Consider the following 24331-nt stretch of genomic DNA (forward strand, 5'->3'; position numbering starts at 1 on the left):
GGCCGATGTGATGGTTCAGCGCACGGCGCTCACGCCATCCAATGTTGAAAACGACGTGTCCTTGGCCGTCAGCAGAAAATCGCGCATATACGGCGCGTCCAGCATGTCGGTGCGCACCCCCGCATACAGCGTGGCAAACAGGCCTTTCTCGCCCAGGCGCTTGGCCTTCACGTAGCCGCGCGAGCTGTACTCATGCAGTGCCCAATGGGGCATGCCGCATACGCCACGGCCGCTGGCGACCAGTTGCATCATCATCACCGTCAGCTCCGAGGTGCGCACTTGCGCAGGCTCTACATCGGCGGGTTCCAGAAAGCGCGTGAAGATGTCCAGCCGGTCGCGCTCCACCGGGTAGGTGATCAGGGTTTCGCTGAGCAGGTCGTCGGGCACGATGTACGACTTGCCGGCCAACGCGTGCTGGTTGGCCACTGCCAGCATGGCTTCGTAGGTGAACAGCGGCACATAGGTGATGCCCGGCAGCTCCAGCGGGTCGGACGTCACCACCAGGTCCAGGTCACCGCGGGCCAGCGCCGGCAGCGGTGCGAAGGCAAAGCCCGAGGCCAGGTCCAGCTCGACTTCCGGCCATGCATCGCGGAATTGGTCAATGGTCGGCATCAGCCACTGAAAACAGCTGTGGCACTCGATGGCCATGTGCAAGCGCCCGGCGGTGCCACCGGCCAACCGTGCGATATCGCGTTCGGCGCCGCGCAACAGCGGCAGGGTGGCGTCGGCCAATTGCAGCAGGCGCAGGCCGGCGCTGGTGAAGCGCAGCGGCTTGGTCTTGCGCACAAAAAGCTGCATGCCCAGGCGCTCTTCCAACTCCTTGAACTGGTGCGACAGCGCCGATTGCGTCAGGTGCAGGCGTTCGGCGGCTTCCACCAGGCTGTCGGCTTCACGCAGGGCGTGCAGGGTCTTGAGATGACGGATTTCGAGCACGGGCTCTCCATGAAAACAATTTGAGACACGATCAGATCGCGTGAGTTTGTCTCATGTTCTCATGGGTGTCGACCGCGCCATGCTTACAGGTTTTTGAAATGTTCGAGAAACAGTGCGCGGCTGATGTCGCCGCGCCAGATCGGCGTGTGGCCGGGCTGTTGTTTTTGCCATTCCAGCCCCAGGCGTCGTTGTTCCGGCAGTTTCAAATGCGCTTTGACCACGCTGTCGAACGGCGCTTTGGCTGAGTCGTAATGTGCATGGACATACCACAGCACCGGTTCACCGGGCTGGGTCAGGTCGTGTACGGCGTACTCCTGGAAAAAATCGCTGCGACCGTCCTGGCGCTTCCCGTTGACGGCACGCTCTCCCAGTTTGCTCAGGCGGATCGCTGGTCGATCATCCTTGTGGGGCGAAAGCAGGTAATCGAGGAAACCACCGGTCGGCTGTTTGCTGCTCATCGACTGTTGGACGCGCAGTTGTCGGCCGGCCACGGTCAACTCATCGGCCTTGCTGCGCAGTTGGCCGATGACGGCTTCATCAGGGGCCACACGCTCGATGCGATTGGCGCGCACGTTCAACTCGGCGGCTTCGCTGACCAGCATGTGTTCCAGGTTCACGGGGCTCATATTCTGCTGCGCATAGCTCTGCACCTTGCTCTGGTAGTTGTCCACAGCACCGAGCCGGGTCTGGGCTTCACTGACCAGCGTCGAGCGCGCAAGGCTGACTTCGGGGGGCGGCGTCGGTTGCTCGGGGGCGGCAAGGCGGGCGCGATTGGAGTGTGCATCGAGTTGCCAGGTTTCAACCGGGCCTGCGGGTGCCTCGACGATATATTGGCGGGCACTGGTCTGCGGGTTGATCGTTTCGGTGCCCACCAGCAATCGGTTTTCTTCGGTGGTAAAGACTTTGAGTTTGGGGTCTCGGGCAGCGCTGGGCTTGATACCCATATCGTTGCGCGCCAGCTCGAGCATTTTTTCCACGTCATCGAGCAGTGTGGCCAGACGAGGCTGATCGAAATGCTGCGGGTAACCGAGGTTCCAGGTTGTCAGATCGCGACTGAAGCTCTGGTAGTCCTGAATGCAGGCCTCCAGTATGGCCAGGCGTTGAGCGCGAGTGGCGGGAGAACGGTTCAGCAGGAAGTGAAGGGTGAGCGCGCGGGAAATATTGACATGGCTCTTGAGGGTTTGCTGGAACAGATAGAACCACGACACCTCACTGATGCCGTCGTAGCGATTGAAACTCTCCAGACTGAAACTGAGTGTGAGGTGACGACGATAATCGGTGCCGAACTGGGTATTGAGCTCAGTGAGGTCGGTGTCCAGGGCCTTGTAGGCACTCAGGACGCCGGGATCGGTCTCGGTGAACGTGAAGTCCCGTTCGTGGAGGATTTTCTGATGCCAGGTGTTGGCCGTCTGTGCGCACTGTTCCACTTCATCGAGCGTTTCGCGAATCTTGAGGCTCAGGGCTTTACGTCGCACGGCGTGATTGATCAGGTCGCTTGCCTGGATTCGTTCAATGCTCAGCGCGGCGAACTGTTCGATCTGAGGCTGCATCTGCCGTCTTGCATAGTTGGCAAGCTCAATGTTGTTTCTGACGATGCTGGCAGCATTCGCGCGGCGCACGCCTTGACGAAAGGTGATGGCCTCACGGCTGACCGGGCGAGGCAGTTGCGCCAGTGTGCGGTCGTGCTGCAGGGCAAGCTCGATGGATTCTCGCAGGGCCTGGCGCAAGTCCGTCAGCGCAGTTGATTTGGCCGGAGCCTGGGCGTTCAGGTAGAGCAGTTCCAGGCGTTTTGTTCGCGTGAGCTGGTGACTGACGCGCTGACCGAGGGCCATGGCTTCATCGTGCAGGCGCAGTTGCTGGCGCCATGCGCGATCGGTCCACCAGCGGGGCAAGCGTTCACGGATCGCCAGAGGCCAGACGGGATCGAGGCGGTCTGCCAGATGCCCGAGCACGCCGCCGCCGCCGGCGAGCCCACCGTTGACCAGAGTGCCGTATACCGCGCCGTGGGTATTCCAGTCGCCGGCCTCGTCAAGCACGATGGGCTGTTTGTAGGTTTTGGTGCGCGTCCCTTTCAAGCGCAACGTGTGCAGGTTGTGGTCCAGCTCGACCTCGAACACACGGCCCTGACTGAGCATGAAGTCCCCTTGTGCGTGTCGGTAGACGTTGCGGTAGATCCCTTCGCTGTGAGGTTGCAGGCCATGCAGGGAAATCGGTTGTTCGTACTCGTACCCGGCGAAGCGTTCGACGATGGCTGACGACTTGCGCAACGACGGCGGCGATAGAGCAGCCGCGCTGCGGCCGAGCCGCTCCAGCTGCTGCAGGCGAACCCTGGGGCGGGTCGCGTTGGCAGAGATGCCAATCCCGGTGGCCAGGTCGACGCCGGCGTTGATCAGCGCGTGCAGACTGGACGCCAGGGCGTCGACTCCGCTCTGCACATCGCCGCGCAGGAACGCGGCAACGGCCATGTTCGCTTGCACCCACGCGTCATACAGGCCGACAGCCGTGCCGATAAACGGCACGAATCCCATCGCCAGTTTGATGAAGTACATGGCCTGCGCACCTTTGCTCGCCGATTCGCGCAGGCGCTGTGCGCTGTTGGAGCGTGACGTGTTGCGATGAGCGTCCAGCACCTGGCCCATATGGGCATTGAGCAAGTTTTTCGCGAGAGAGGTCGAGGCTGGCCAGGCGACGCCCACACCGATAATGGCGTCGTAGTGCTTGAGCAAGGCCTGCTTGATGCGGTAGGCGTGTCGCTCGGTTGTACCACCCAGTGCGCGGCCGGCCAGGTATTGGTGCATCTCTTCGCGAAAGCACCAATTGAACAGGGCTTTTCGAGCCGCTTCCAGGGTGTCGAAACGGTAGAAAAACTGACCGTCGAGGCGGTCGGGCAAGTACAGCAGAGTCACCCCGCTGTTCAATTCCTGAATAAAGGTTATGCCCAGCAGCGTTGAACTGAAGTCTTGCGTGTCGCTGCCCCCGGCCGTCAGGTGTGCCGGCTTGAGGACGATTCGGCGGTTGCCCTGGCGCCAGGCCTGTTCAGTGCTGGCATCGATGGCGATGTCGAGTATCTGCAGCGCGTCGTCCTTGAGGTGCCCGCGTACCTTGGCAATGCTGCGTTGCAGTTGCAGCAGCAAGCGCCAGTTTTCCAGCAGGGTTTCCTGCTGGTAGGCGTCGCTGAAGGTGGTCGCCGCAGGCTTGCCCAGGAACGTGAGGGTGATCAGGTCTTCATATTTTTGCGCGACGTCCAGTTCCCTGATGATCCTTTTGACGTAGGGCGCGGTAATGCCGGTGAGCAGTCGCTGGCGCTCGGTTTCGTCGTCGCCGATCACCTGGACTTTCATGAACTCCAGACGGTCCTTGAGGGTGTCCTCAACGGTGAACAGGGCCAGTTCGTGCAACGTGAGCGTGCTGCGTGCGGCGCTGGCTTTGTTCACGGTGCGCGGTGAAAACGAGCCGGCAGCGCCTGAACCCAGCAGCGTTTGCTTTTCGACCGTTACCGGGAGGTCAAGCGTGAGGGTGAAGCGCTTGCGCAGCGAGAAATCCTGGCGCAGACGCTGCTCGATCTGACCCTGGCTGAAGCGGCGGGCAGACGGAAGGTCGCGTTGCACCAGTACCTGCGATCGACGCAATGCGTCCACGCTGGCCGTGATCATCGGCTTGAGTTCGGCGGTCTGCGCGTCGGACAGTTCACTGACCCATTGCGGCTGCTGTTCGGCGCGCGTGACGCTGCGCTGTTGCTCAGCCAGTTGCGCGCAGGCGAGGTCCCGTGCGGCATGGCGGTGCACCTGCCATTCGAGCCGGCATTGTTCCGGCAGTGCGCGCAGCTCGGCCGCGCGTTCGTTCAGCACGACCGGGTCAGCGTGGCTTTCCATCAACAACGCGGCCTTTTGTGAGCACTGTTGTATCTGCGACTGCAGACCGTAATCGAGCGCTTCCTGCGGCACCTCGGCCAGTTGCAGGCTCAGCTCGGCATCATCCGCCTGGATGTTGAACAGCCCGGTGTGCAGTGCCTCTCGCGAGGCGAAGCGTTGCAGCCCGCCCGAGCGGCCTGGCCACCACAGCAGCACGCCGTCATCGCTTGGCGGGTCTTGCAGGTCCGCCGCATTGATGATCGCCAGCGGGCCTTGCAGCTCCTGGCTTTGCACCACGGTCTGGCCATGTTCACCGTTGGTGCTGCGCCTGCTCACGAGCAAGCGGCAAGCGGCCACTGGCAACGCGCGATTCTGGCGATTGGGATGGTTCAGAACGGCCTGCAACCGCAGGTATTCGTCGTTGCTGATCTGCTTGAGCAACCGTTGGATTTCGCCTTCTGCGCGCAAGCCTTTGACGCGGGCGGCGTAGAGGTCGCTTTTGGCGCGTGAGGCGGTTTTTTGCAGGGCCTGCAACTGCAAGCCTGTCTTGTTTTCCAGCAGTGTGGTCAGTGCGCTGTCGGCCGATTGTTGGGCTGCGGTCAAGTCATCGAGGTGGGGTTTGAGTGTGTGCAGTGGGTCGGCCTGTCCAGGCTCCATCAGCGCCTCCAGGGCCTCACGCTGCTGCTTGAGCGTGGCCAGGCGGGTCGCCAGCGGCAGGTCGGCGCTGAGTAAACCGAAGGGTGTGGGCGCGATGTCGGGGTCGTCGGTCGTGAGCGGCGCGTCAGGCGGCGCCGGAAATAGTCCATTGCCGCTCAGCTTTTGGTAAAGCGAATCGATAGCCTGCAACGCATTCATGCCCCGTGTGGCGAAGTCCGCGCCGCTGGTTTGTTTCAGCGCAGCCAGCAGGCGGGACTCGGCATCGGCGAGCCAGGCATCCATTGCATCGGTAAAGGGGTTGTCGATCAGTTCATAGTCGATTTCCGACGCCAGGCTTTGGCGGTTCGATGCAATCAGTTGGCCCTGTTCGCCCAGCAGCCAGCTTTCCAGCGCGTTACGTTCCTTGAATATCTGGAACACGGGTTGCCGGAAGGGCGTGTAAAGCAACTGAGCGGTGAGGGGGACGGTGTCGATGGTCAGCACCAGTGCGGCGTGCCAGGGGACGGTGTGCTCGTCTGTCCACTTGAAACTCATTCGTTCTGCATAGACGGCCCTGTCGGAATTCTCCGGCAAGGCCAGTTTCGCCAGCGCTGGTTTGAGTTGCTCGGTGCTCAGTTGGGCGAGGGCGAATGCCACTTGGGCGGCGGCTTCGAAGTGGCCTTTATACAACTGGTTGGCGCGCGTGCGGCGCGACACGGGCGTGTGCGGCGCGCGGTCATCCCAGTAGCGTTTCCAGGCCTGGCTGATAAAGCCCTGCAGGTCCAGCGAGTCCAGGCGCTCAAGCATTTCGCCCGCCGTCAGATCGAACAAGGGATGCTGGCTGCGCAGGCCCACCACAATGAAGTCCTGGTCAATCGAGTCCGGCACTTCGGGGCGCTGTTGCATCAGGGCAAGCGCTTTGTTCACGTTGATGAAGGGTTTATCCGTGCTGCGCAGGCCGACCGTGTTGCCGTCGAGGTCCAGTTTTTCGAGGATCAGTTGCGCCACAAGACTCTGGGGGGAGGGGATGTCGCGCATGAGATCGAGCATCGCCTGACGGCAGTCTGTCCATCGTTGCAGGGCTGAAAGCAGCAGGCTTTCGTCAACCCACAGGCGTCCCAGTCGGGTGGTGAAGTTGAAATCGTCCAGGCGTATTGCCGGGGTGGTTGGGGGATGTTCGTGGGGCATGATCAATGGCCTCGTCGGCAGGAGCGGGGTGCGCCTGCGCCAAGGTCGTCATTACAGGGGAGTGCGCGATGCGCCAGGCGGTATCCCTGTCTAGCATCCGGCGTAAATGACCGTTGGGCGCTCTTCATCAAACTGTCATGCAAGTGTGGCAGCGCGCTTGAACAAACTTCATCAGACTCGCGCTCTACTGGGGTTCTGCGTTTCGGTGTTTTCCATGCGTGTGTTGCTTTTACTGGCCGCTCTTTTAGTCGGCCTGCCGTGTTTTGCGGCGTCTCGATGCGATGTCAATGTCCCGACCCAAACCGTCGACCTGGCGCAGGTGAGCATCGCCTACCAGAGCATCGGCCGTGCGTCCGACCCTGCCTTGCTGTTGGTGATGGGCCTGGGCGGGCAATTGATCCACTGGCCTGACGAAGTGGTGGTCGCCCTGTGCGAGCAAGGCTTTCGGGTGATCCGCTATGACAACCGTGACGTCGGCTTGTCCACCTGGCGCCAGGCGCCGGCCAGCGCCAACCTGACGTTCGAGGTGCTGCGCTACAAGCTCGGGCTGCCGGTGTCGGCGCCCTATACGCTGACGGACATGGCCGATGACGCGCTGGGCTTGATGGACGCCTTGCACGTCCAGCAATTTCACGTACTTGGCGCGAGCATGGGCGGCATGATCGCCCAGCACCTGGCCGCCATGGCGCCGCAACGGGTGGAAAGCCTGACGCTGATCATGACCAGCTCCGGCGCCGAAGGCCTGCCGGCTCCGAACGCGGCGCTGGTGCAATTGCTGGCGCGGCGCAGCGCGCCCAACCGCGAAGTGGCGCTGGAGCAGCAGGCAGATCTGCTCGCGGCCCTGGGCAGCCCGAACGTGAAGGATGACCGCCAGATGTTGTTGCATCAGGCGGCGCTGTCCTACGACCGTGCCTTCAATCCCGAAGGCGTGAAGCGCCAGATCATGGCCATCCTCGCCGAACCGAGCCGCGTGCCGTTGCTCAACCAGCTGCGCGTGCCGACGCTGGTGGTGCACGGCACCGCCGACCCGCTGTTGCCGGTGATGCATGGCATCCACCTGGCCGCGCATATTCAGGGCAGCCAGTTGAAGCTGATTCCGGGCCTGGCCCATCGTTTCCAGGAAGCGTTCAAGGCGCCCCTGCTGGCGGCTGTGCTGCCGTACCTGCAAGCCCATCGCGAAGATACGGCGCACTGGGCGCAGATCGATGCGGTGGCGCCTTCGAAGGTGCTGTGACATTGGTGTATCGTGCAACCTTTGCGACACATTTGCCTGCGAGGTTGCCTGCCATGAGTACTCCCCTGAAAATCGATTTCGTCAGTGACGTGTCCTGCCCCTGGTGCATCATCGGCCTGCGCGGCCTGACCGAAGCACTGGACCAGCTCGGCGCCGAGGTGCAGGCCGAGATCCATTTCCAGCCGTTCGAACTCAACCCGAACATGCCCGCCATCGGGCAGAACATCGTCGAGCACATCACTGAAAAGTACGGCTCCAGCGCCGAAGAGTCCCAGGCCAATCGCGCGCGTATCCGCGACATGGGCGCCGCGCTGGGCTTTGCCTTCCGCACCGATGGGCAGAGCCGTATCTACAACACCTTCGACGCTCACCGCCTGCTGCATTGGGCCGGTCTTGAAGGTTTGCAGTACAACCTCAAGGAAGCACTGTTCAAGGCCTACTTCAGCGATGGCCAGGACCCGTCCGACCACGCCACCCTGGCGATCATCGCCGAAAGCGTCGGCCTGGACGTGCAGCGCGCCGCCGAGATTCTCGCCAGCGATGAATATGCCGCCCAAGTGCGTGAGCAGGAGCAGCTGTGGATCTCCCGTGGCGTGACCTCGGTGCCGACCATCGTGTTCAACGACCAGTACGCCGTCAGCGGCGGCCAGCCGGCCGAAGCCTTCGTCGGCGCGATTCGCCAGATCATCCAGGAAGCCAAAGGCTGAGCCTTTGGGCGGGTCAGTCGAATTTGTAGCTGATCGCCGTCTGCAACTGGCCCTGGTTCACATGCCCGGCTTGCTTGACGAGGCTGCTGTTGGCCGCCGAACCGACGAGGTGCACCCAACTGGCGCTGGTCAGCAGCGACCAGTGTGCGGCCAGGGGGAATTCGAAGCTTTGGGTCAGCGTGAGGTTCTGGAACCCCGCGCTGGCGTTATAGGCGCGGATCCCAGAAGCGGCCGACTCCCGGGTATCCACGCCAAAAAAGGTCTGGGTCTGGCGCGCGTCGGCAAAGTGCGCCATCAGGCCGGTGCTGCCGATGACGCCGCCCAGTGGGTAGCCCAGCTCGCCGCCAAGCTTGCCCAGCACGCCACCTTGCTCGCGCCCGCCGCCGACGGCCTGGCCCACCTGCGCATACACGCGCCAGAAATCGGCCGGGGCGTACTGGACGAACCCGCCGACCTCGGCCATGTCCGGCACATCACGCAGGCCGCGCAACGGGCCGTTGCTTTCCCGGCCCTGCAGGTAATTGACATAGGGGCCGGCGCTGATGCCCCGGCTGTCGAGTGCGCGCCAGGTCAGGCCGTCATCGGTGTCCAGGCTGAGCGTGCCCCAGTCCAGGTCGAAGTAGGGGATGGGACGCGCTTCGTAGTGGTTTCCGCTGGGGTCGTGGGGCTGATAGGCGAGACCCGCGCCGACTTCACCGCTGATGCCGGCGGCCAGCACCGCGCTGGAAAACACCCACGATAATCCTGCAAGTACCGCCGTCGAAAACTGGCGCATGGTGCGCACTCCTTGATCGGAACATGCGCGCATTCACGCGCGAAGGGCGGCCCCGGCGCAAGCACTCATCTTGTTTGTAGCAAGCTACAAAAATTGTAGCTTTCACGCTGCCAATCCCTCGGTAATGTGCGCCAAAAGCCCGGCCCTGCTGGGCTTTGTCCACTTGGCACACTCCCTGCTCTACCCCTGGTGCAAGCGCACAGAGCGCGCTCTCACAAGGTACGACGCAGATGATCCACTGGCATATCGTGTGTGACTTCGACGGGACTATCACTCCCACCGATGTCATCGACAACGTCCTCCAACGCTTCGCCGGGCCCGAGTGGGAAACCATCGAACAGCAATGGCTGGACGGGCACATCGGTTCACGCGAATGCCTGAGCCGCCAACTGGCGCTGATCAAGGCCACGCCTGCCGAACTGCTGGCGTACTTCGACAGCGTCGAGATCGACCCGGACTTCCCGGATTTCGTCGATCACGTCATGGGCCTGGGCGCGACCATCGAAGTGGTCAGCGACGGCATCGAGCAAGGCATCGCGCGCATCCTCTCGCGCAATTACGTGACCCTGCTGCCGATCCTTGCCAACCGCCTGCGCCAGGTCGACCAGAACAGCTGGCGCATCGACTTTCCCTACTCAAGTGATGCCTGCCGTGCCGCCGCCGGCAACTGCAAATGCAAGTCCACGCCGGGCAACAAGCGCGTGCTGGTGATCGGTGACGGCAAGTCGGACATGTGCGTGGCCGCCACCGCCGACTTCGTGTTTGCCAAGGGCAGCCTCGCCGACTACTGCGTCGCCCACCAGATTCCTCATGCGCGCTTCGACACCTTTGCCCAAGTGACTGCATTGCTCGCGCAATTGCCCCAGGGCATTGCGGCCAACGCCACCTCCTTTACTGCTGCCGACAACCAGGAACTCTTCCACCATGTCTGATATCCGTATCGCCACCGCCGAAGACCAGATCCTTCTGGATAAAGAAGCCAAGTACTGCTCCTACGGCGACACTGTTCATTACATCGAGCCACCGCGCATTTTCAGCCGTTGCGAAGGCTCCTACGTGTGGGACACCGAAGACCAGGCCTACCTCGACCTGCAGATGTGGTACTCGGCGGTGAACTTCGGCTACGCCAACCCGCGCCTGAACAACGCGCTCAAGCAACAGATCGACACCCTGCCGCAAATCGCCAGCCAGTACCTGCACAAGGGCAAGATCGAGCTGTCGGAAATGATCGCGGTCGATGCCAAGAAGAAGTTCGGCCTCGACGGTCGCGTGCACTTCAACGTCGGCGGTTCGCAGTCCATCGAAGACTCGTTGAAAGTGGTGCGTAACGCCTCCAACGGCAAGAGCCTGATGTTCGCCTTCGAAGGCGGTTACCACGGGCGTACCCTCGGCGCCTCGTCGATCACCTCCAGCTTCCGCTACCGTCGCCGCTACGGCCATTTTGGCGAGCGCGCCAACTTCATCCCGTTCCCGTACCACTTCCGTGGCCCCAAAGGCATGACCAAGGAAGAGTACGGCAGCCACTGCGTGCAGCAATTCGCCCGTTTGTTCGAGACCGAATACAACGGCGTCTGGGACCCGAAAACCAACCAGTGCGAATATGCGGCGTTCTACGTCGAGCCGATCCAGGGCACCGGCGGCTACGTGATCCCGCCGATGAACTTCTACCGCGAGCTCAAGCATGTGCTGGATCAACACGGCATCCTGATGGTGTCCGACGAAATCCAGATGGGCTTCTACCGCACCGGCAAACTGTGGTCCATCGAGCACTTTGACGTGCAGCCGGACGTGATCGTGTTCGGCAAGGCGCTGACCAACGGCCTCAACCCGCTGGGCGGCATCTGGGCCCGCGAAGAGTTGATCAACCCGAAAATCTTCCCGCCGGGCTCCACTCACTCCACCTTCGCTTCCAACCCGCTGGGCACGGCGGTGGGCCTGGAAATGTTCAAGATGACCAATGAAGTCGACTACGGCGCCATGGTCATGAACAAGGGCAAGTACTTCCTCGAAGGCCTGCAGGATTTGCAGAAGCGCTTCCCGATCATCGGCGACGTGGACGGCCTGGGCCTGGCGCTGCGCTGCGAAATCTGCGGCCCGGACGGCTTCACCCCGGACAAGGCAACCCTGGACTACATGGTCGAGGAAGGCATGAAGGGCGACATGGTGGTGGACGGGCGCAAACTCGGGTTGATTCTCGACGTGGGCGGCTACTACAAGAACGTGATCACCCTGGCACCGTCACTGGAAATCAGCTACCCGGAAATCGACCTGGGCCTCAAGCTGCTCGAGCAACTGCTGGTGCGGGCAACCCGGCGGTGAACGGCGCAGAGATCGACCTCGGCGAAGGTACTGCCGGCTTCGTTCTCGGTGAAGGTCCGGTCGGGATCCTGTTGATCCACGGCCTGACCGGCACCCCGACGGAATTGCGCCAGGTCGCCAAGGGGCTGGTCAAGGCAGGCAACTGCACGGTGTACGTGCCGACCCTGGCCGGGCACTGCGGTGACAACAGCGACCTGCAGGCCACCGGCTGGCGTGACTGGTACGAAGGCGTGCGCAAGGCCTTCGTACAAATCAAACAGCGCCATGCACAGGTATTTGTCGGCGGCCTGTCCATGGGCGCGGTGATGTCGATGTACGTCGCCGCTGAGCACCCTGGGCAGGTGGCCGGGTTGTTGATGTATTCCACGACCCTGAAGTACGACGGCTGGAGCATCAGCAAGCTGGCGTTTCTGTCGCCGTTGCTGATGAAGATTCCGTTCGGCGTGCATGTCTGCCGCTTCGAAGAAAAGCCGCCCTACGGCATCAAGAACGAGCGCCTGCGGGCTGTCGTCGAACGCCAGATGAAAGAAGGGGAGAGCAGCGAGGCCGGCCTGTTGACCATGGAGGGCATCACGGTGCGCGAGTTGCACCGCATGAACGCCGTGGTCAAAAAACGCATGCGCGAAGTCAAGGTGCCGGCGCTGGTGCTGCATTCCATCGAGGACGACATCACCAGCCGCTGGAACGCCGACTACGTGGAGCGTCACCTCGGCGGCCCGGTGACCAAGATCCTGCTGGACAACTGCTACCACATGATCACCGTCGACCTGCAATACCGGCGGGTGATCGAGTTGAGTGCCCGGTTCGTTGAGCAACACACGTCGACAAACACCACCTTGGTCAATGTGGGAGCTGGCTTGCCTGCGATTGCCTCACTGCGGTCCGCCTGACCCACCGAGGTGCCTGTAGCGCAGACAAGCCAGTTCCCACACGGGATCGGTGCTCGCCACACAAATAAGGGAAAACCGTGATCACCACGCAAGCCTTCTCGACCATCCGGGCCATCCAGCGCAGTGCCTGGAACGACTGTTTTCCGGGGGCGCTGGAGGATTGGGATTATTACGTCGTGGTGGAAAACGCCGCCATCGCCGATTTCACATGGCGCTACCTGGCGGTCTATGAGGACGGCACGCTGGTGGCGGTGGCGTCTGCATTCATCACCCGTTATCGCCTCGACACCACGGTATCGGGCGCTGGCAAGCGGTTTACCGAACGCCTGGAGCGCCTGTGGCCGGGTGTTTTGCAGTTGCCGCTGTACGCCATCGGTTCGCCGATGGCCGAGCGCTGTGACGCAGGCATTGCCAGCAGCGTGCCCCTGGCACGGCGCCCGCTGTTGCTCAAGCAGTTGATCAAGGCCGCGCGCCAGGATGCCAGTGAGTTCGGCATCAACCTGGTGGCGGTCAAGGACGTCGCCTCACAGGATTCGCAGTGGGCCGCCAGTTGCCGCGGCGCAGGTTTCAAAAGCATGCCAGGCTTGCCCGGCGGCGTGTTGAGGGTGCCCTACGGATCGGTGGACGCCTACCTCGGCTCGTTGTGCAAGTCGACCCGCAAGGACCTGCGCCGCAAACTGCGGGCGCCGGGGCCGCGCCTGGAGTGGCGGCGCAACATCGATGATGTGCTGCCCGAGGTCATGCGCCTGTACGAGGCCACGCTCAGCCGCGCCGACCTGCAATTCGAGCGCCTGCCGGCCAGCTACTTCACCGGGTTGCTCGAACGGATGCAGGGGCGGGCGGTGTGTGTTTTGTATTGGGTGGGCGAACAGCTGGTGGCGTTCAACCTGATCCTGGTGGACGAACATCGCCTGATCGACAAGTTTTTCGGGCATGACAGCGCGTTCGGGCGCGAGTACAACCTGTACTTTCGCAGTTGGCTGACCAATGTCGACTATTGTATTGCGCACCGGATCCCGCTCTATGAGTGCGGTCAGGAAGGCTATGCCAGTAAACTGCGCCTGGGTTGCGAGTTCCAGGGCAGATATTTGTTCTTTCGCCATCGCAACCGGGTGGTCAACGTGCTGCTCAACCTGGTGAAAGCGTTTCTGCGACCGGACCGTTCCGACCCTGCCATGGCTGCTGTGATAAGCGAAACCTGATGATCAACAAGACCCGCCAGAAAGCCCGTCCATTTGCCATTTCGCGCTGGAGTGTCCAGCGTAAGCTGGTGCTGGCGTTCTGGCTGGTCAGTGTTATTCCAACCATGATCGCCGCCGAACTGGCCGCGACCACGCTGTCGCAGATTTTCGACAGCAACGTGCGCATCTGGCTGCAGGAGTCGACCAAGATCGTCAAGGACGAGATTGGCGATATCCTTCATGACAATGCGCGCATGGCCAAACTGTTCCTGCGCTATACCAGCCCGCCGTCGAGCCCCCAGGCGGCGCGGCACGACCGGCTGACCGCCGACATCGCCGACGCCACCGATATCGATGTGGTCGCGCTGATCCGCAGCAGCGACCAGAAGGTGGTGTTCAGCACGGCGTCCGAAGACGTGGTCAGGCAGATCAACCTCACCAGCAAAGCGGTCCTGCAAACCGTCAAGGTCGCGGGGGTGATGACGGGCCTGGTGGTCTCGACCTTCGAAACCAACCGCGATGGCGTCGATTACCAACTGCTGGTGGCCACCTATCTGGACAGCAGTTTCCTGACCAGCGTGGCCGATGTGCATTCCCTTGATCTGCGCCTGTATCTAGCCAATCCGGAGGGCTTTTCGGAGATATTCTCGACCCAGCGCTTCGATGATCATCCGTTGCGCATCCCGGCCAATATCGAAACGGCCATGCGTGCCAGCCGCCAGCCGAGCGAGCAGTTCACCAGCAATTACAGCGGCCTGTACTGGCCGATCTTCAATGATGCCGGCGAACTGCAGGGCGTGATCTTCAGCGGCCTGCTGCGCCATACCAGCCTGGTGGGGCTGGTCAACCAGAGCAATTTGTTCTTGCTGATTTTCCTGCTCAGTTCGGCGCTGTCGCTGGCCGCCGGTGTGCTGGTGTCGCGGCGCCTGACCCGGCCGCTGCGCGACCTCTCCGAGGGAGTCGATGCGGTGATCGCAGGGGATTACCAGCACCGGGTGCGGACCAGCGGCGGCGATGAACTGGCGCAGTTGAGCAGCACCTTCAACCACATGACCGAGCGCCTGGGCGAGTTGCATCACCTCGAAGCCCAGTTGCGTCGGCGCGACCGGCTGCACGCCCTGGGCGAGGTTGCCATGGGCCTGGCCCACGAAATCCGCAACCCGCTGGGCATCATCAAGACCGCCACCCAACTGCTGCACCGTCGCGTCGATCTGCCGGACAGCGACAAGCGCCACCTGGAATACGTGATCAACGAAGTCAGCCGTATCAATGAGCTGATCACTGAATTTCTCGATTTCGCCAAGCCCAACCCGCCGCTGCGGGTGCAGCAGGCGGCACGCCCGCTGGTGGAGGAAATCCTCGGCTTTTGCAGCCCGGAACTGACCACCCACAACATCGATGCGCATATCGACGATCAGGCGCCCGGTGCGACCTTGTATGCCGATGCCAAGCAGCTCAAGCAGGCCTGCCTCAACCTGATCCTCAACGCCATCGACGCGATGCCCGAAGGCGGCCGCCTGACCCTGGGCATCCGCAGCCAGGGCGGCAATACGGTGATCAGCATCACTGACACTGGCCAGGGCATTGCGGCGGATATGATCGAGCGTATCTTCACCCCCTTTGTCACCACCAAGGCGTCGGGCACGGGCCTGGGCCTGGCCAAAGTCTATTCGATCATGGAAAGTCACGACGGCAGCATCGAGTGCACCAGCGAGAAAGATGCCGGCGCCACCTTCAGCCTGTACATTCCGGCTGACGGTGAAGACGACGGCGACGATGAGGAAGGTCATGACGCATAACGTATTGGTGGTCGACGACGAGCCCAAGCTCTGCGACCTGCTGTCGTCCGCCCTGAGCCAGAGCGGTATCCAGGTGTTTACCGCGGGCAACGGCCTGCACGCGCTCAAGGTATTGGAGCAGGAAGACATTGACCTGGTGATCAGTGACTGGCGCATGCCGGGCATGGACGGGCCGGCACTGCTGGCCGAGATCCGCGTGCGCTACCCGCAGGTGCCGGTGATCGTGATGACCGCCTACAGCACCGTCAAAAACGCCGTGCAGTCGATGCGCAACGGCGCCTACGACTACATCGCCAAGCCGTTCGATATCGACGAGCTGGACATCACCGTGGCCAAGGCGCTGCAGTTTCGTGACATCACTCGCGACAATGCGCGCTTGCGCGCCGAGCTGGACGAACACGCCCAATTCGACAGCCTGGTGGGCGACAGCCCGGCGTTTCGCCAGGTGCTGCACGCGGTGGATTCGGTGCGCGACAGCACCGCGACCATCCTGCTGACCGGCGAAAGCGGCACCGGCAAGGAAATGGTCGCCCGTGCCATCCACAAGCACGGCAGCCGCGCGGACAAACCGTTCGTGGCAGTCAACTGCGCGGCCATTCCCGAAGGCCTGCTGGAAAGCGAAATGTTCGGCCATCGCAAGGGCGCTTTCACCGGCGCCGTGGCGGACCGGGTCGGGCGCTTCATGCAGGCTGACAAAGGCACGCTGTTTCTCGACGAAGTGGGGGATATGCCTTTGGCCTTGCAGGCCAAGATCCTGCGTGCCTTGCAGGAGCGGGTGATCGAGCCGGTGGGTGATCCGCGCGAGCGCAAGGTGGACGTGCGGGTGATCGCCGCCACCAATAAAAACCTGCTGGAGGCAGTGGCCAGAAAGGAGTTTCGCGAAGACCTGTATTACCGCCTCAATGTGTTCCCGATTCCGCTGCCGGCGCTGCGTGAGCGCGCGGAAGATATCGTGCCCCTGGCCCGCCACTTCGCCCACACCATCAGCGCGACGGCCGGCAAACGCATCACCGGCTTCAGCCCCGAGGCGTTGCAGGCGATGGCGGCGTATCACTGGCCGGGCAATATTCGTGAGCTGCAGAACTGCGTCGAGCGGGCGACGATTGTAGCGGCATCGCCGGTGATCGAAGATATCGACCTGCCGGGTTACCTGTATGCCTCCAGGCCCACCGAGACGGTGCTGCGCAGCGACGGTCCGGACGTGCCCCAGGATTTGGATGCGGCGCTGGCGGATGTGGAGAAGGGCTACATTCTGGCGGCGCTGCAGGAGAGCAATGGCGTGCAGGCTGCAGCGGCGGCGAAGATCGGGATTTCCGAGAGAAGCTTCTGGTATCGGCTGAAGAAGCTGGGGATTCAGGTGGACAAGATAGTGCGCTGAGAGGGATTTCCCACATGGTTGACGGCAGTGTGTCAGGTGTGAACCCTGACCCATACGCTCACCAGCAGCGTCGCGGCGATCAGCCAGGCGACGGTGGCGACGGCCAGTGAGGCTTCCAGCCGCATCCGGTCGACCATCACATACAGTGTCGCCAGATACACAAAATACGGAATGATCGACCACATCCCGAACAGGATGGTGGTCTTCAAATCCTCCACCGAACGGCCCTTGCCGACGATGTAATGGGCGATCAGCGCAAAGGTCGGGAACAGCGGCACCAGGCCGGCGATGTAATAGTTTCGGGTCTTGGCCAGTGCGGCAAGTATCACCACCACCGCCGCGCCGAGGGCGGCCTTCAACAATAGATCCATCAATGGCCCAACCCGTATTTTTTGACCTTGTCGAACAGCGTGGTCTTGGCCATTCCCAGTTCCTGGCTGGCCTGGGTCAGGTTGCCGCCGCTGCGTTGCAGCGCGTCGTTGAGCAGGTTGCGTTCGAAGGCTTCCACCGCTTCGGTGAAGGCCAGGCCGTGGTTGCTGCCTCCCGCGCCGGGCTTTTTGAAGGCCGGCAGGCCCAGGGCGAAGCGTTCGGCGACGTTGCGCAGTTCGCGCACGTTGCCCGGCCAATCGTGGCTCATCAGGCTCGACAACGTCTGGTTGTCCAGGTCCGGCACGCTGCGATCGAAGCGCAGGGATGATTGCTGCAAAAAGTGTTCGAACAGTTGCAGAATGTCTTCGCGACGCTCGCGCAGCGGCGGCAGTTCCAGGGTGACCACGTTGAGCCGGTAGTACAGGTCGCTGCGGAACTGGCCGGCGCGGCTCAGTTCATCGAGGTCGGACTTGGTGGCGGCGATCACTCGGCAATCCACCGCCACGCTCTGGTTCGAGCCCAGGCGTTCCAGGGTGCGTTCCTGCAACACCCGCAGCAGCTTGATCTGCAGATTGATCGGCATGCTTTCCACTTCATCGAGAAACAGCGTGCCTTGATGGGCGTGTTCGATCTTGCCGATGCGGCGCTTGCCCGCGCCGGTGAAGGCATTGGCTTCGTGGCCGAAAATCTCGCTTTCGAACAGGTTCTCCGGCAGGCCACCGCAGTTGAGCGCGACGAACGGGTGGGAATGGCGGCGGCTGAAATCATGCAGGCAACGCGCGACCAACTCCTTGCCGGTGCCGGTCTCGCCTTCGATCAGCACGTTGGCCGAAGTGTCGGCGACGTTGGCGATCAGGTCGCGCAGGTTCTGCATCGCCTGCGAACGCCCGATGATGCGGCCTTCCAGCGAGTCGCGCTCGGCCAGTTGGCGACGCAGCGCCCAGACCTCGCGCGCCAGAGCGCGCTGCTCCAGGGCACGACGGGCGACGTCGACCAGGCGTTCGGGAGAAAAGGGTTTCTCCATGAAGTCATAGGCGCCGTTGCGCATGGCGCCGACCGCCATGGCGATGTCGCCATGGCCGGTGATCAGCACGACCGGCAGGCTTTTATCCAGAGCCTTGAGGCGGGTCAGCAGTTCCAGCCCATCAATACCCGGCAGGCGAATGTCGCTGATGACGATGCCGGCGAAGTGCTCGTCGACGCGCTTGAGCGCCTCTTCGGCGCTGCCCACGCCGACACTGGCAATGTCTTCCAGCGCCAGGGCCTGCTGGCAGCCGAGCAGCACATGGGGGTCGTCTTCGACGATCAGCACGGTGAGGTCTTGGGGCGTGATATTCATGTCGACTCAGTGGGTTGAGTGCCCGCCAGCGGCAGGCTCAGGACGAAGGCCGTACCACCACTGGCCGGGTGTTCCACGGCAAGGTTGCCGCCGGTGGCTGCCGCCAGGCTGGCCGACAGTGTCAGGCCAAGTCCCAGGCCTTGCTCGCCGGGCTTGGTGGTGAAGAACGGTTCGAACAAATGTTTGCGCGCCTCGGCGTCAACGCCGTGGCCGTTGTCGCGCACCCGCAGGCGATATTTGCCTTCGCTGCTGCTGCCTTCCAGCCACAGTTCCGGCGACGGTTGGTCTTGCATGGCATCCAGGGCGTTGCCGATCAGGTTGACCAGTATCTGCTCCAGGCGTGTCTGGTCAATCTGCAGCTGCACGGTGGCGAAATCGCTATGCACGCTCAGTGGCTGGCTGTCCACGCGTGCACCGAGCACCTGAAACGCGGCGTCCACCGCTTTGGTGAGGCTGGCCTGGCTCTGGTCATCGCCGCGCCGCGCAAACGAGCGCAGGCTGGCGGTGATGCGGCCCATGCGGTCGATCAGTTCGTTGATGGTCTTGAGGTTGGCGCTGGCGGTGTCCAGCGCGCCGCGTTCGAGGAAGCGCACGGTGTTGCCGGACAAGGTACGCAGCGCGGCCAGCGGCTGGTTCAGTTCGTGGGCGATGCTGGTGGACATCTGGCCGATGGCCGCCAGCTTGCCGGCCTGCACCAGTTCATCCTGAGCGCGGCGCAGGGTTTCTTCGGCCTGGCGGCGCTCGCGAATCTGGCCCTTGAGCCGTTCGTTGCTGGCGCGCAGGTCGCTGGTGCGCTCGGCGATCCGCCGTTCCAGCTGGCTGTTGGCTTCCTGCAAGGCTTCCCGTGCGGCGAGGCGGGTGGCGATCACTTTGCGCCGCTCGTTCCAGGCGATCAGCAAGAACGCCACCAGCCCAAAGGCGACGGCCACCAGGATGCCCTGGTTGATTGCAGCGCGGCGCAGATCGTTGAGCGGGGTGAGCAGTGTGAAATGCCACGGCGTATCGAGCAGCGGGCGGGTTTGTGCCAGGTAGCTCACCTCGTGGGCATCGTTGACCACTTCGCTGTTGGCCGGGAACGTCAGTGTTTCGCTGACCTCATTGAGGCGTTCGCGGGCCAGGGGTTCGAGTTCGTTCAGCGTCGCCCAGTAATATTGCAGGCTGTGGGCCAGGCGGTCGCGGGTGTCGTCGCTCAGTGGACGCACGGCCTTGAGGCGCCGGGCCGGGTCGCTGGAGAGGATGATGATGCCATTCTCGTCACTGACGAACGCTTCGAGGCGCGCGCGTTGCCAGCGTTCTTCCAGGGCTTCGAGGCGCACCTTGACCACGGCCACGCCGATGATCTTGCCGTGCTCTTCCAGGCCATGGGCCAGGTAGTAGCCGGGTTCGCCGTTGGTGCTGCCGATGCCGTAGAAGCGCCCCGGCTGACCGCGCACGGCATTCTGGAAGTAGGCACGAAAGGACAGGTCTTCGCCCTGGTAACTGTCGGCATCGCGCCAGTTACTGGTGGCCAGCACGCGGCCGGTGGTGTCCATCACGTAGATGGCCCGACTGCGACTGCGTCGGTTCAGGCCTTCGAGGTAATCGTTGACGGTTTTGCGGGTTTCCTGATTCGGCTCGGCCAGCAGTTTGGACACGCTGGATTCCAGCTCCAGCAGGCTGGGCAGGTAGGTGTATTTGCCCAGTTCGCTTTCGACCGTGCGCGCATGCAGTTCAAGCTGGCGTTCACCGGTGTCGCTGAGGGTGCGGATGCCGTAGTACTCACTGATCCAGAAGCCGATGAAACCCAGGCCGATCATCAGGGCGACGACCAGTGGCGGCAGGAACAGTTGGCGTATCAGGCGAGTTTTCACGGCAAGTGATGGCGGTGCGGCGCGAAATTGGTTGGGGTCGCATTTCATCACAGATGCCTTGGGTCAACCAGTTGTGCTTACGGTGCTTGCCCGTTGGCGAGCGGGCTTGTTGTGGCGAGCGGGCAAGCCCTAATGCCGTCCAGTTAAGCGCAGATTCCCTGTGGCGAGCAGGCTTGTCCTGCGTTGGGCTGCGCAGCAGCCCCTAAACCAGGCGCTGAGCCGTATCAGGTACACCGCGCTTTGCTGGATTGGGGGCGCTCCGCACCCCAACGCGGGGCAAGCCCGCTCGCCACAACAGGTGTGCTCACAACAAATAGCCACACCTACAAAGTGATGCAAGACTCAGTGCTGCAGGATTTTCTCGAGGAAGTGCTGTGCGCGTTCGGAGCGGGCGCTGATGTCGCCGAAGAATTCCTCTTTCGGGCAGTCTTCGATGATCTTGCCGGCGTCCATGAAGATCACGCGGTCGGCCACTTTGCGCGCAAAACCCATTTCGTGGGTCACGCACATCATGGTCATGCCTTCCTGCGCCAGTTGCACCATCACGTCGAGCACCTCGTTGACCATTTCCGGGTCGAGGGCCGAAGTCGGTTCGTCGAACAGCATGACGATCGGGTCCATGGCCAATGCACGGGCAATGGCAACACGTTGCTGCTGTCCGCCGGACAGTTGGCCGGGGTGCTTGTGAGCGTGGGCCGACAGGCCAACCCGCTCAAGCAGTTGCAGGCCCTTTTGGGTGGCCTCTTCCTTGCTGCGGCCCAGTACCTTGATCTGCGCGATGGTCAGGTTTTCGGTGATGGTGAGGTGCGGGAACAGCTCGAAGTGCTGGAACACCATGCCCACCCGCGAGCGTAGTTTGGGCAGGTTGGTCTTCGGGTCGGCGATGGAGGTGCCGTCGACGACTACGTCACCCTTCTGGAACGGTTCCAGCGCGTTCACGCATTTGATCAGGGTGGATTTGCCCGAGCCGGACGGCCCGCACACCACGATCACTTCGCCTTTTTTAACCTCGGTGCTGCAATCGGTCAGCACCTGGAAGTCGCCATACCACTTGTTGATGTTCTTGATAGAGATCATACGGCAAACCTTTTTTGCAGACGCTTGACCAGCAGCGAGGCGGAAAAGCTGATGATGAAGTAGACGACACCGGCGAAGATCAGGAACTCATTGGAACGACCGATGATGTCGCCGTTGGAGCGGGCGGAGTTGAGGAAGTCCACCAGGCCCACGGTGTAGACCAGCGAGGTGTCCTGGAACAGGATGATCGACTGTTGCAGCAGCAACGGGGTCATCTTGCGGAACGCCTGGGGCAGGATGATCAGGCGCATGGTCTGGCCGTAGGTCATGCCCATCGCTTGTGCGGCGGCCATCTGGCCCTTGGGGATCGACTGCACGCCTGCCCGCACGATTTCGCAGAAGTAGGCGGCTTCGAACATCATGAAGGCCACGACGCAGGAGGTGAACGCACCAATGGGTGTGTCTTCGCCGGTGATCCAGCGCAACACGAACGGCACCGCCAGGTAGAACCAGATGATCACCAGCAGCAGCGGGATCGAGCGGAAGTAGTTCACATAGGCGCCGGCCACACGCGAGAGCAGTTTGCTTGACGACAGGCGCATCAGCGCCAGTACCGTGCCCAGTGCGATGCCGCCGATGACGCCCATGACCATCAACTGCAAGGTCATGACCATGCCGTTCCACAGGCCCGGGATGGCGGGGATGATACCGCTGAAATCAAGTTCCATTATTTGCCCCCCACAGAGATCAGGCCGGGCACGGCGACTTTCTTCTCGACCACGCGCATCAGCAGCATCAGGCTCATGTTCAGGGTGAAGTAGATCAGTGTGGCCAAGGTGAAGGCTTCAAACAGGTTGGCCGAAAATTCGGCGGTCTGTTTGGTTTGCGCCAGCAGTTCCATCAGGCCGATCAGGGACGCCACGGAGGAGTTCTTGAAGACGTTGAGGAATTCGGAGGTGAGCGGCGGAATGATGATGCGGTAGGCCTGGGGCAACAGCACGTTCCAGTAGATCTGCGGCAGCTTGAAGCCCATGGCGCGTGCTGCGGATTCCTGGCCGCGTGGCAGCGCCTGGATACCGGTGCGCACTTGCTCGCAAACACGAGCGGCGGTGAACAGGCCCAGGCACACGACGACGCTGAGGTAGGCCGAGGTGGTCGGGTTGAGGTCCTGTTTGTACCAGTCCTGCAGGCCTTGGGGCAGCAGGTCGGGTATCAGGAAATACCAGATGAACAGCTGAACCAGCAGCGGCACGTTGCGAAACAGTTCGACGTAGCAGGTCGCAATGCCCGCCACGAGGCGATTTGGCACGGTGCGCATGACGCCCAGAATGGACCCCAGCAGCAAGGCGATAATCCATGCCACGACGGCGATGGCAATGGTCCAGCCCAGGCCGGCGATGTACCAGTCGAGATAGGTCTCGCTGCCAACGCCGGTGGACTTGAAGAACACGCCCCAGTCCCAGTTGTAATTCATTAGGGTCTCCCCTCGAAATCGATCGATGTACAAGCACCCGCTTGGGGAAAGTCCATTCCCGCCCGACATTGAATGCCAGGCACACGCGATCGGCTCGGAAACCGCCAGGTCGAGTGTTCCAAAAATACAGCCAGCAGGTAGTAACAGATGCCTGAGGGAGGGTGGGCTCCCTCAGGCGATAAGGTTAGTTCGGTGTCAGATTTTTACGTCGGGCGCCGGCTTGTCGCTTGGGTTGGCGATCAGCTCTTTAACCTTGTCACTCATCGGGAAGTTAAGGTTCAGGCCTTTGGGTGGAATCGGGCTTTCGAACCACTTGCTGTAGATCTTGTTGATCTCGCCGGATTTGAACAGGCCGACGATAGCGTCATCCACGGCTTTCTTGAAGGCCGGGTCGTCCTTGCGAACCATGCAGGCATACGCCTCGAAGGATTGTGGCGTACCGGTGATGACCCAGTCGTCCGGCTTCTTGGCCTTGGCTTCTTCACCGGCCAGCAGGGCGTCGTCCATCATGAATGCTACGGCGCGGCCGCTTTCGAGCATCTGGAAGGATTCGCCATGGTCTTTGGCGGAGATGACGTTCATGCCCATCTGCTTGTCGGCGTTCATCGCTTTGATGATGCGCTCGGACGTGGTGCCGGCGGTGGTCACGACGTTCTTGCCTTTGAGGTCGGCGAAATCACCGTAGGACGGCTTGCCATCCTTGTCTTTCTTGACCAGCAAGCGGGTGCCGATTTCGAAGATGTTGGTGGTGAAGTCGACCTGTTGGGCGCGTTCGGCATTGTTGGTGGTGGAGCCGCATTCCAGGTCCGCGGTGCCATTCTGGATCAGCGGGATGCGGGTTTGCGAGGTGACCAGGTTGTACTTGGTCTTCAGGTCGGGCTTGTTCAGGTCTTTTTTCAGGGCTTCAACGATAGCCAGCTGAATGTCGTGGGAGTAGCCCACAGGTTTGCCCGAACCATCCGCGATGTAGGAAAACGGAATGGAGCTGTCGCGGTGCGCGAGAGTGATGGTGCCGGAGTCGTTGATTTTCTTCAGCGTGCCGGTGAGTTCGGCGGCGAACACTGGAGTGCTGATCAGAGCAGCAGCGATAGCTGCGCCCAGGATATGGGGAACGATGCGCATCAATACTTCCTCGACATTTGTTTTTTTTATGAAGCCGGATAGGCGGCTCTCTTGTACGGCGAATGCCCATAACGGCTGCTGGGAGGCCCTGGGCAATCGTTGGGAAGTGTAGAGCATGAGTCGTGCCAGACCGGCGGTAGAAGATTAAGGCGCTGATTTATATAGGAATTAACTTTATGTGACAGCGGATTTGCTGCGGGCAAGTACGGCAAACCGAATGGGGAAGGGGCGGGCGTTCGGAAAACCGAATGGTGCGGGAGCGAGTGCGC

Annotated in this window: 18 protein-coding genes; 8 read left to right on the plus strand and 10 right to left on the minus strand. The window is 62.0% G+C overall.

Annotation, left to right across the window (positions count from 1 at the left end):
- Positions 1-15: 15 nt before the first annotated feature.
- Together metR and H045_RS02495 are read right to left on the minus strand one after the other, a co-directional pair.
- Positions 16-933: a transcriptional regulator MetR gene (gene metR / locus H045_RS02490; RefSeq protein ID WP_003231476.1), complete on the minus strand. Its 918-nt coding sequence runs from the start codon at positions 931-933 to the stop codon at positions 16-18.
- Positions 934-1016: 83 nt separating this feature from the next.
- The gene (locus tag H045_RS02495) at positions 1017-6608 is read right to left on the minus strand and encodes a dermonecrotic toxin domain-containing protein (RefSeq protein ID WP_015371341.1); all 5592 of its coding nucleotides are present in this window, start codon (positions 6606-6608) and stop codon (positions 1017-1019) included.
- Positions 6609-6822: 214 nt separating this feature from the next.
- Between H045_RS02495 and H045_RS02500 the strand changes: the two genes are divergently transcribed.
- Complete coding sequence (locus tag H045_RS02500) at positions 6823-7842, plus strand: alpha/beta fold hydrolase (RefSeq protein ID WP_003231469.1); 1020 nt, start codon at positions 6823-6825, stop codon at positions 7840-7842.
- Positions 7843-7895: 53 nt separating this feature from the next.
- The gene (locus tag H045_RS02505; protein WP_003231467.1) at positions 7896-8549 is read left to right on the plus strand and encodes a DsbA family oxidoreductase; all 654 of its coding nucleotides are present in this window, start codon (positions 7896-7898) and stop codon (positions 8547-8549) included.
- 13 nt (positions 8550-8562) lie between these two features.
- On the opposite strand, the gene H045_RS02510 is transcribed toward H045_RS02505, so the two are convergent.
- Positions 8563-9324, minus strand: a complete 762-nt coding sequence (locus tag H045_RS02510) for a MipA/OmpV family protein (protein WP_015371342.1) — start codon at positions 9322-9324, stop codon at positions 8563-8565.
- Positions 9325-9554: 230 nt separating this feature from the next.
- Here H045_RS02510 and H045_RS02515 point away from each other — a divergent pair, with 230 nt between their 5' ends.
- From H045_RS02515 to H045_RS02540, 6 genes are all read left to right on the plus strand, one after another.
- Positions 9555-10256, plus strand: coding sequence for an HAD-IB family phosphatase (locus H045_RS02515; protein ID WP_003231464.1), 702 nt, complete (start codon positions 9555-9557; stop codon positions 10254-10256).
- On the plus strand, positions 10249-11643 hold the full coding sequence (locus H045_RS02520; protein ID WP_003231463.1) for an aspartate aminotransferase family protein: 1395 nt from the start codon (positions 10249-10251) through the stop codon (positions 11641-11643). Before H045_RS02515 ends, H045_RS02520 begins: the two co-directional genes overlap by 8 nt.
- Complete coding sequence (locus H045_RS02525; protein WP_003231461.1) at positions 11640-12533, plus strand: alpha/beta hydrolase; 894 nt, start codon at positions 11640-11642, stop codon at positions 12531-12533. Before H045_RS02520 ends, H045_RS02525 begins: the two co-directional genes overlap by 4 nt.
- A gap of 77 nt (positions 12534-12610) precedes the next feature.
- A complete protein-coding gene (locus H045_RS02530; protein ID WP_003231459.1) occupies positions 12611-13735 on the plus strand; it encodes a GNAT family N-acetyltransferase in 1125 nt (374 codons plus the stop codon).
- Positions 13735-15513 (plus strand): sensor histidine kinase, encoded by a 1779-nt coding sequence (locus H045_RS02535; RefSeq protein WP_003231457.1) that lies wholly within the window; start codon positions 13735-13737, stop codon positions 15511-15513. The genes H045_RS02530 and H045_RS02535 overlap by 1 nt, the downstream gene beginning before the upstream one ends.
- Positions 15503-16891 carry a sigma-54-dependent transcriptional regulator gene (locus H045_RS02540; protein WP_015371343.1) on the plus strand — a complete coding sequence of 463 codons (1389 nt, stop codon included), beginning with the start codon at positions 15503-15505 and terminating at the stop codon, positions 16889-16891. The genes H045_RS02535 and H045_RS02540 overlap by 11 nt, the downstream gene beginning before the upstream one ends.
- A gap of 32 nt (positions 16892-16923) precedes the next feature.
- Here H045_RS02540 and H045_RS02545 read toward each other — a convergent pair whose 3' ends face one another.
- From H045_RS02545 to H045_RS02575, 7 genes are all read right to left on the minus strand, one after another.
- Positions 16924-17253 carry a GlpM family protein gene (locus H045_RS02545; RefSeq protein WP_169896392.1) on the minus strand — a complete coding sequence of 110 codons (330 nt, stop codon included), beginning with the start codon at positions 17251-17253 and terminating at the stop codon, positions 16924-16926.
- Positions 17254-17261: 8 nt separating this feature from the next.
- Positions 17262-18542 (minus strand): two-component response regulator AauR, encoded by a 1281-nt coding sequence (gene aauR / locus H045_RS02550; protein WP_236277521.1) that lies wholly within the window; start codon positions 18540-18542, stop codon positions 17262-17264.
- A 53-nt stretch (positions 18543-18595) separates the two neighbouring features.
- Complete coding sequence (gene aauS / locus H045_RS02555) at positions 18596-20497, minus strand: two-component sensor histidine kinase AauS (RefSeq protein WP_015371345.1); 1902 nt, start codon at positions 20495-20497, stop codon at positions 18596-18598.
- Positions 20498-20791: 294 nt separating this feature from the next.
- Positions 20792-21526 carry an amino acid ABC transporter ATP-binding protein gene (locus H045_RS02560; protein ID WP_003231449.1) on the minus strand — a complete coding sequence of 245 codons (735 nt, stop codon included), beginning with the start codon at positions 21524-21526 and terminating at the stop codon, positions 20792-20794.
- On the minus strand, positions 21523-22194 hold the full coding sequence (locus H045_RS02565; protein WP_015371346.1) for an amino acid ABC transporter permease: 672 nt from the start codon (positions 22192-22194) through the stop codon (positions 21523-21525). Before H045_RS02565 ends, H045_RS02560 begins: the two co-directional genes overlap by 4 nt.
- Positions 22194-22940: an amino acid ABC transporter permease gene (locus H045_RS02570; protein ID WP_003231445.1), complete on the minus strand. Its 747-nt coding sequence runs from the start codon at positions 22938-22940 to the stop codon at positions 22194-22196. Before H045_RS02570 ends, H045_RS02565 begins: the two co-directional genes overlap by 1 nt.
- 195 nt (positions 22941-23135) lie before the next feature.
- Positions 23136-24062, minus strand: coding sequence for a glutamate/aspartate ABC transporter substrate-binding protein (locus H045_RS02575; protein ID WP_003231444.1), 927 nt, complete (start codon positions 24060-24062; stop codon positions 23136-23138).
- Positions 24063-24331 lie beyond the last annotated feature (269 nt).

Source organism: Pseudomonas poae RE*1-1-14 (genome assembly GCF_000336465.1).
GTDB classification, from domain to species: Bacteria; Pseudomonadota; Gammaproteobacteria; order Pseudomonadales; family Pseudomonadaceae; genus Aquipseudomonas; species Aquipseudomonas poae.

What these genes read in the sequence shown, in the direction of transcription:
- H045_RS02495 (WP_015371341.1), bottom strand. Translation starts at nt 6,608, where the DNA reads ATGCCCCACGAACATCCCCCAACCACCCCGGCAATACGCCTGGACGAT.
- H045_RS02500 (WP_003231469.1), top strand. Translation starts at nt 6,823, where the DNA reads ATGCGTGTGTTGCTTTTACTGGCCGCTCTTTTAGTCGGCCTGCCGTGT.
- H045_RS02505 (WP_003231467.1), top strand. Translation starts at nt 7,896, where the DNA reads ATGAGTACTCCCCTGAAAATCGATTTCGTCAGTGACGTGTCCTGCCCC.
- H045_RS02510 (WP_015371342.1), bottom strand. Translation starts at nt 9,324, where the DNA reads ATGCGCCAGTTTTCGACGGCGGTACTTGCAGGATTATCGTGGGTGTTT.
- H045_RS02515 (WP_003231464.1), top strand. Translation starts at nt 9,555, where the DNA reads ATGATCCACTGGCATATCGTGTGTGACTTCGACGGGACTATCACTCCC.
- H045_RS02520 (WP_003231463.1), top strand. Translation starts at nt 10,249, where the DNA reads ATGTCTGATATCCGTATCGCCACCGCCGAAGACCAGATCCTTCTGGAT.
- H045_RS02535 (WP_003231457.1), top strand. Translation starts at nt 13,735, where the DNA reads ATGATCAACAAGACCCGCCAGAAAGCCCGTCCATTTGCCATTTCGCGC.
- H045_RS02540 (WP_015371343.1), top strand. Translation starts at nt 15,503, where the DNA reads ATGACGCATAACGTATTGGTGGTCGACGACGAGCCCAAGCTCTGCGAC.
- aauS (WP_015371345.1), bottom strand. Translation starts at nt 20,497, where the DNA reads ATGAAATGCGACCCCAACCAATTTCGCGCCGCACCGCCATCACTTGCC.
- H045_RS02560 (WP_003231449.1), bottom strand. Translation starts at nt 21,526, where the DNA reads ATGATCTCTATCAAGAACATCAACAAGTGGTATGGCGACTTCCAGGTG.
- H045_RS02565 (WP_015371346.1), bottom strand. Translation starts at nt 22,194, where the DNA reads ATGGAACTTGATTTCAGCGGTATCATCCCCGCCATCCCGGGCCTGTGG.
- H045_RS02570 (WP_003231445.1), bottom strand. Translation starts at nt 22,940, where the DNA reads ATGAATTACAACTGGGACTGGGGCGTGTTCTTCAAGTCCACCGGCGTT.
- H045_RS02575 (WP_003231444.1), bottom strand. Translation starts at nt 24,062, where the DNA reads ATGCGCATCGTTCCCCATATCCTGGGCGCAGCTATCGCTGCTGCTCTG.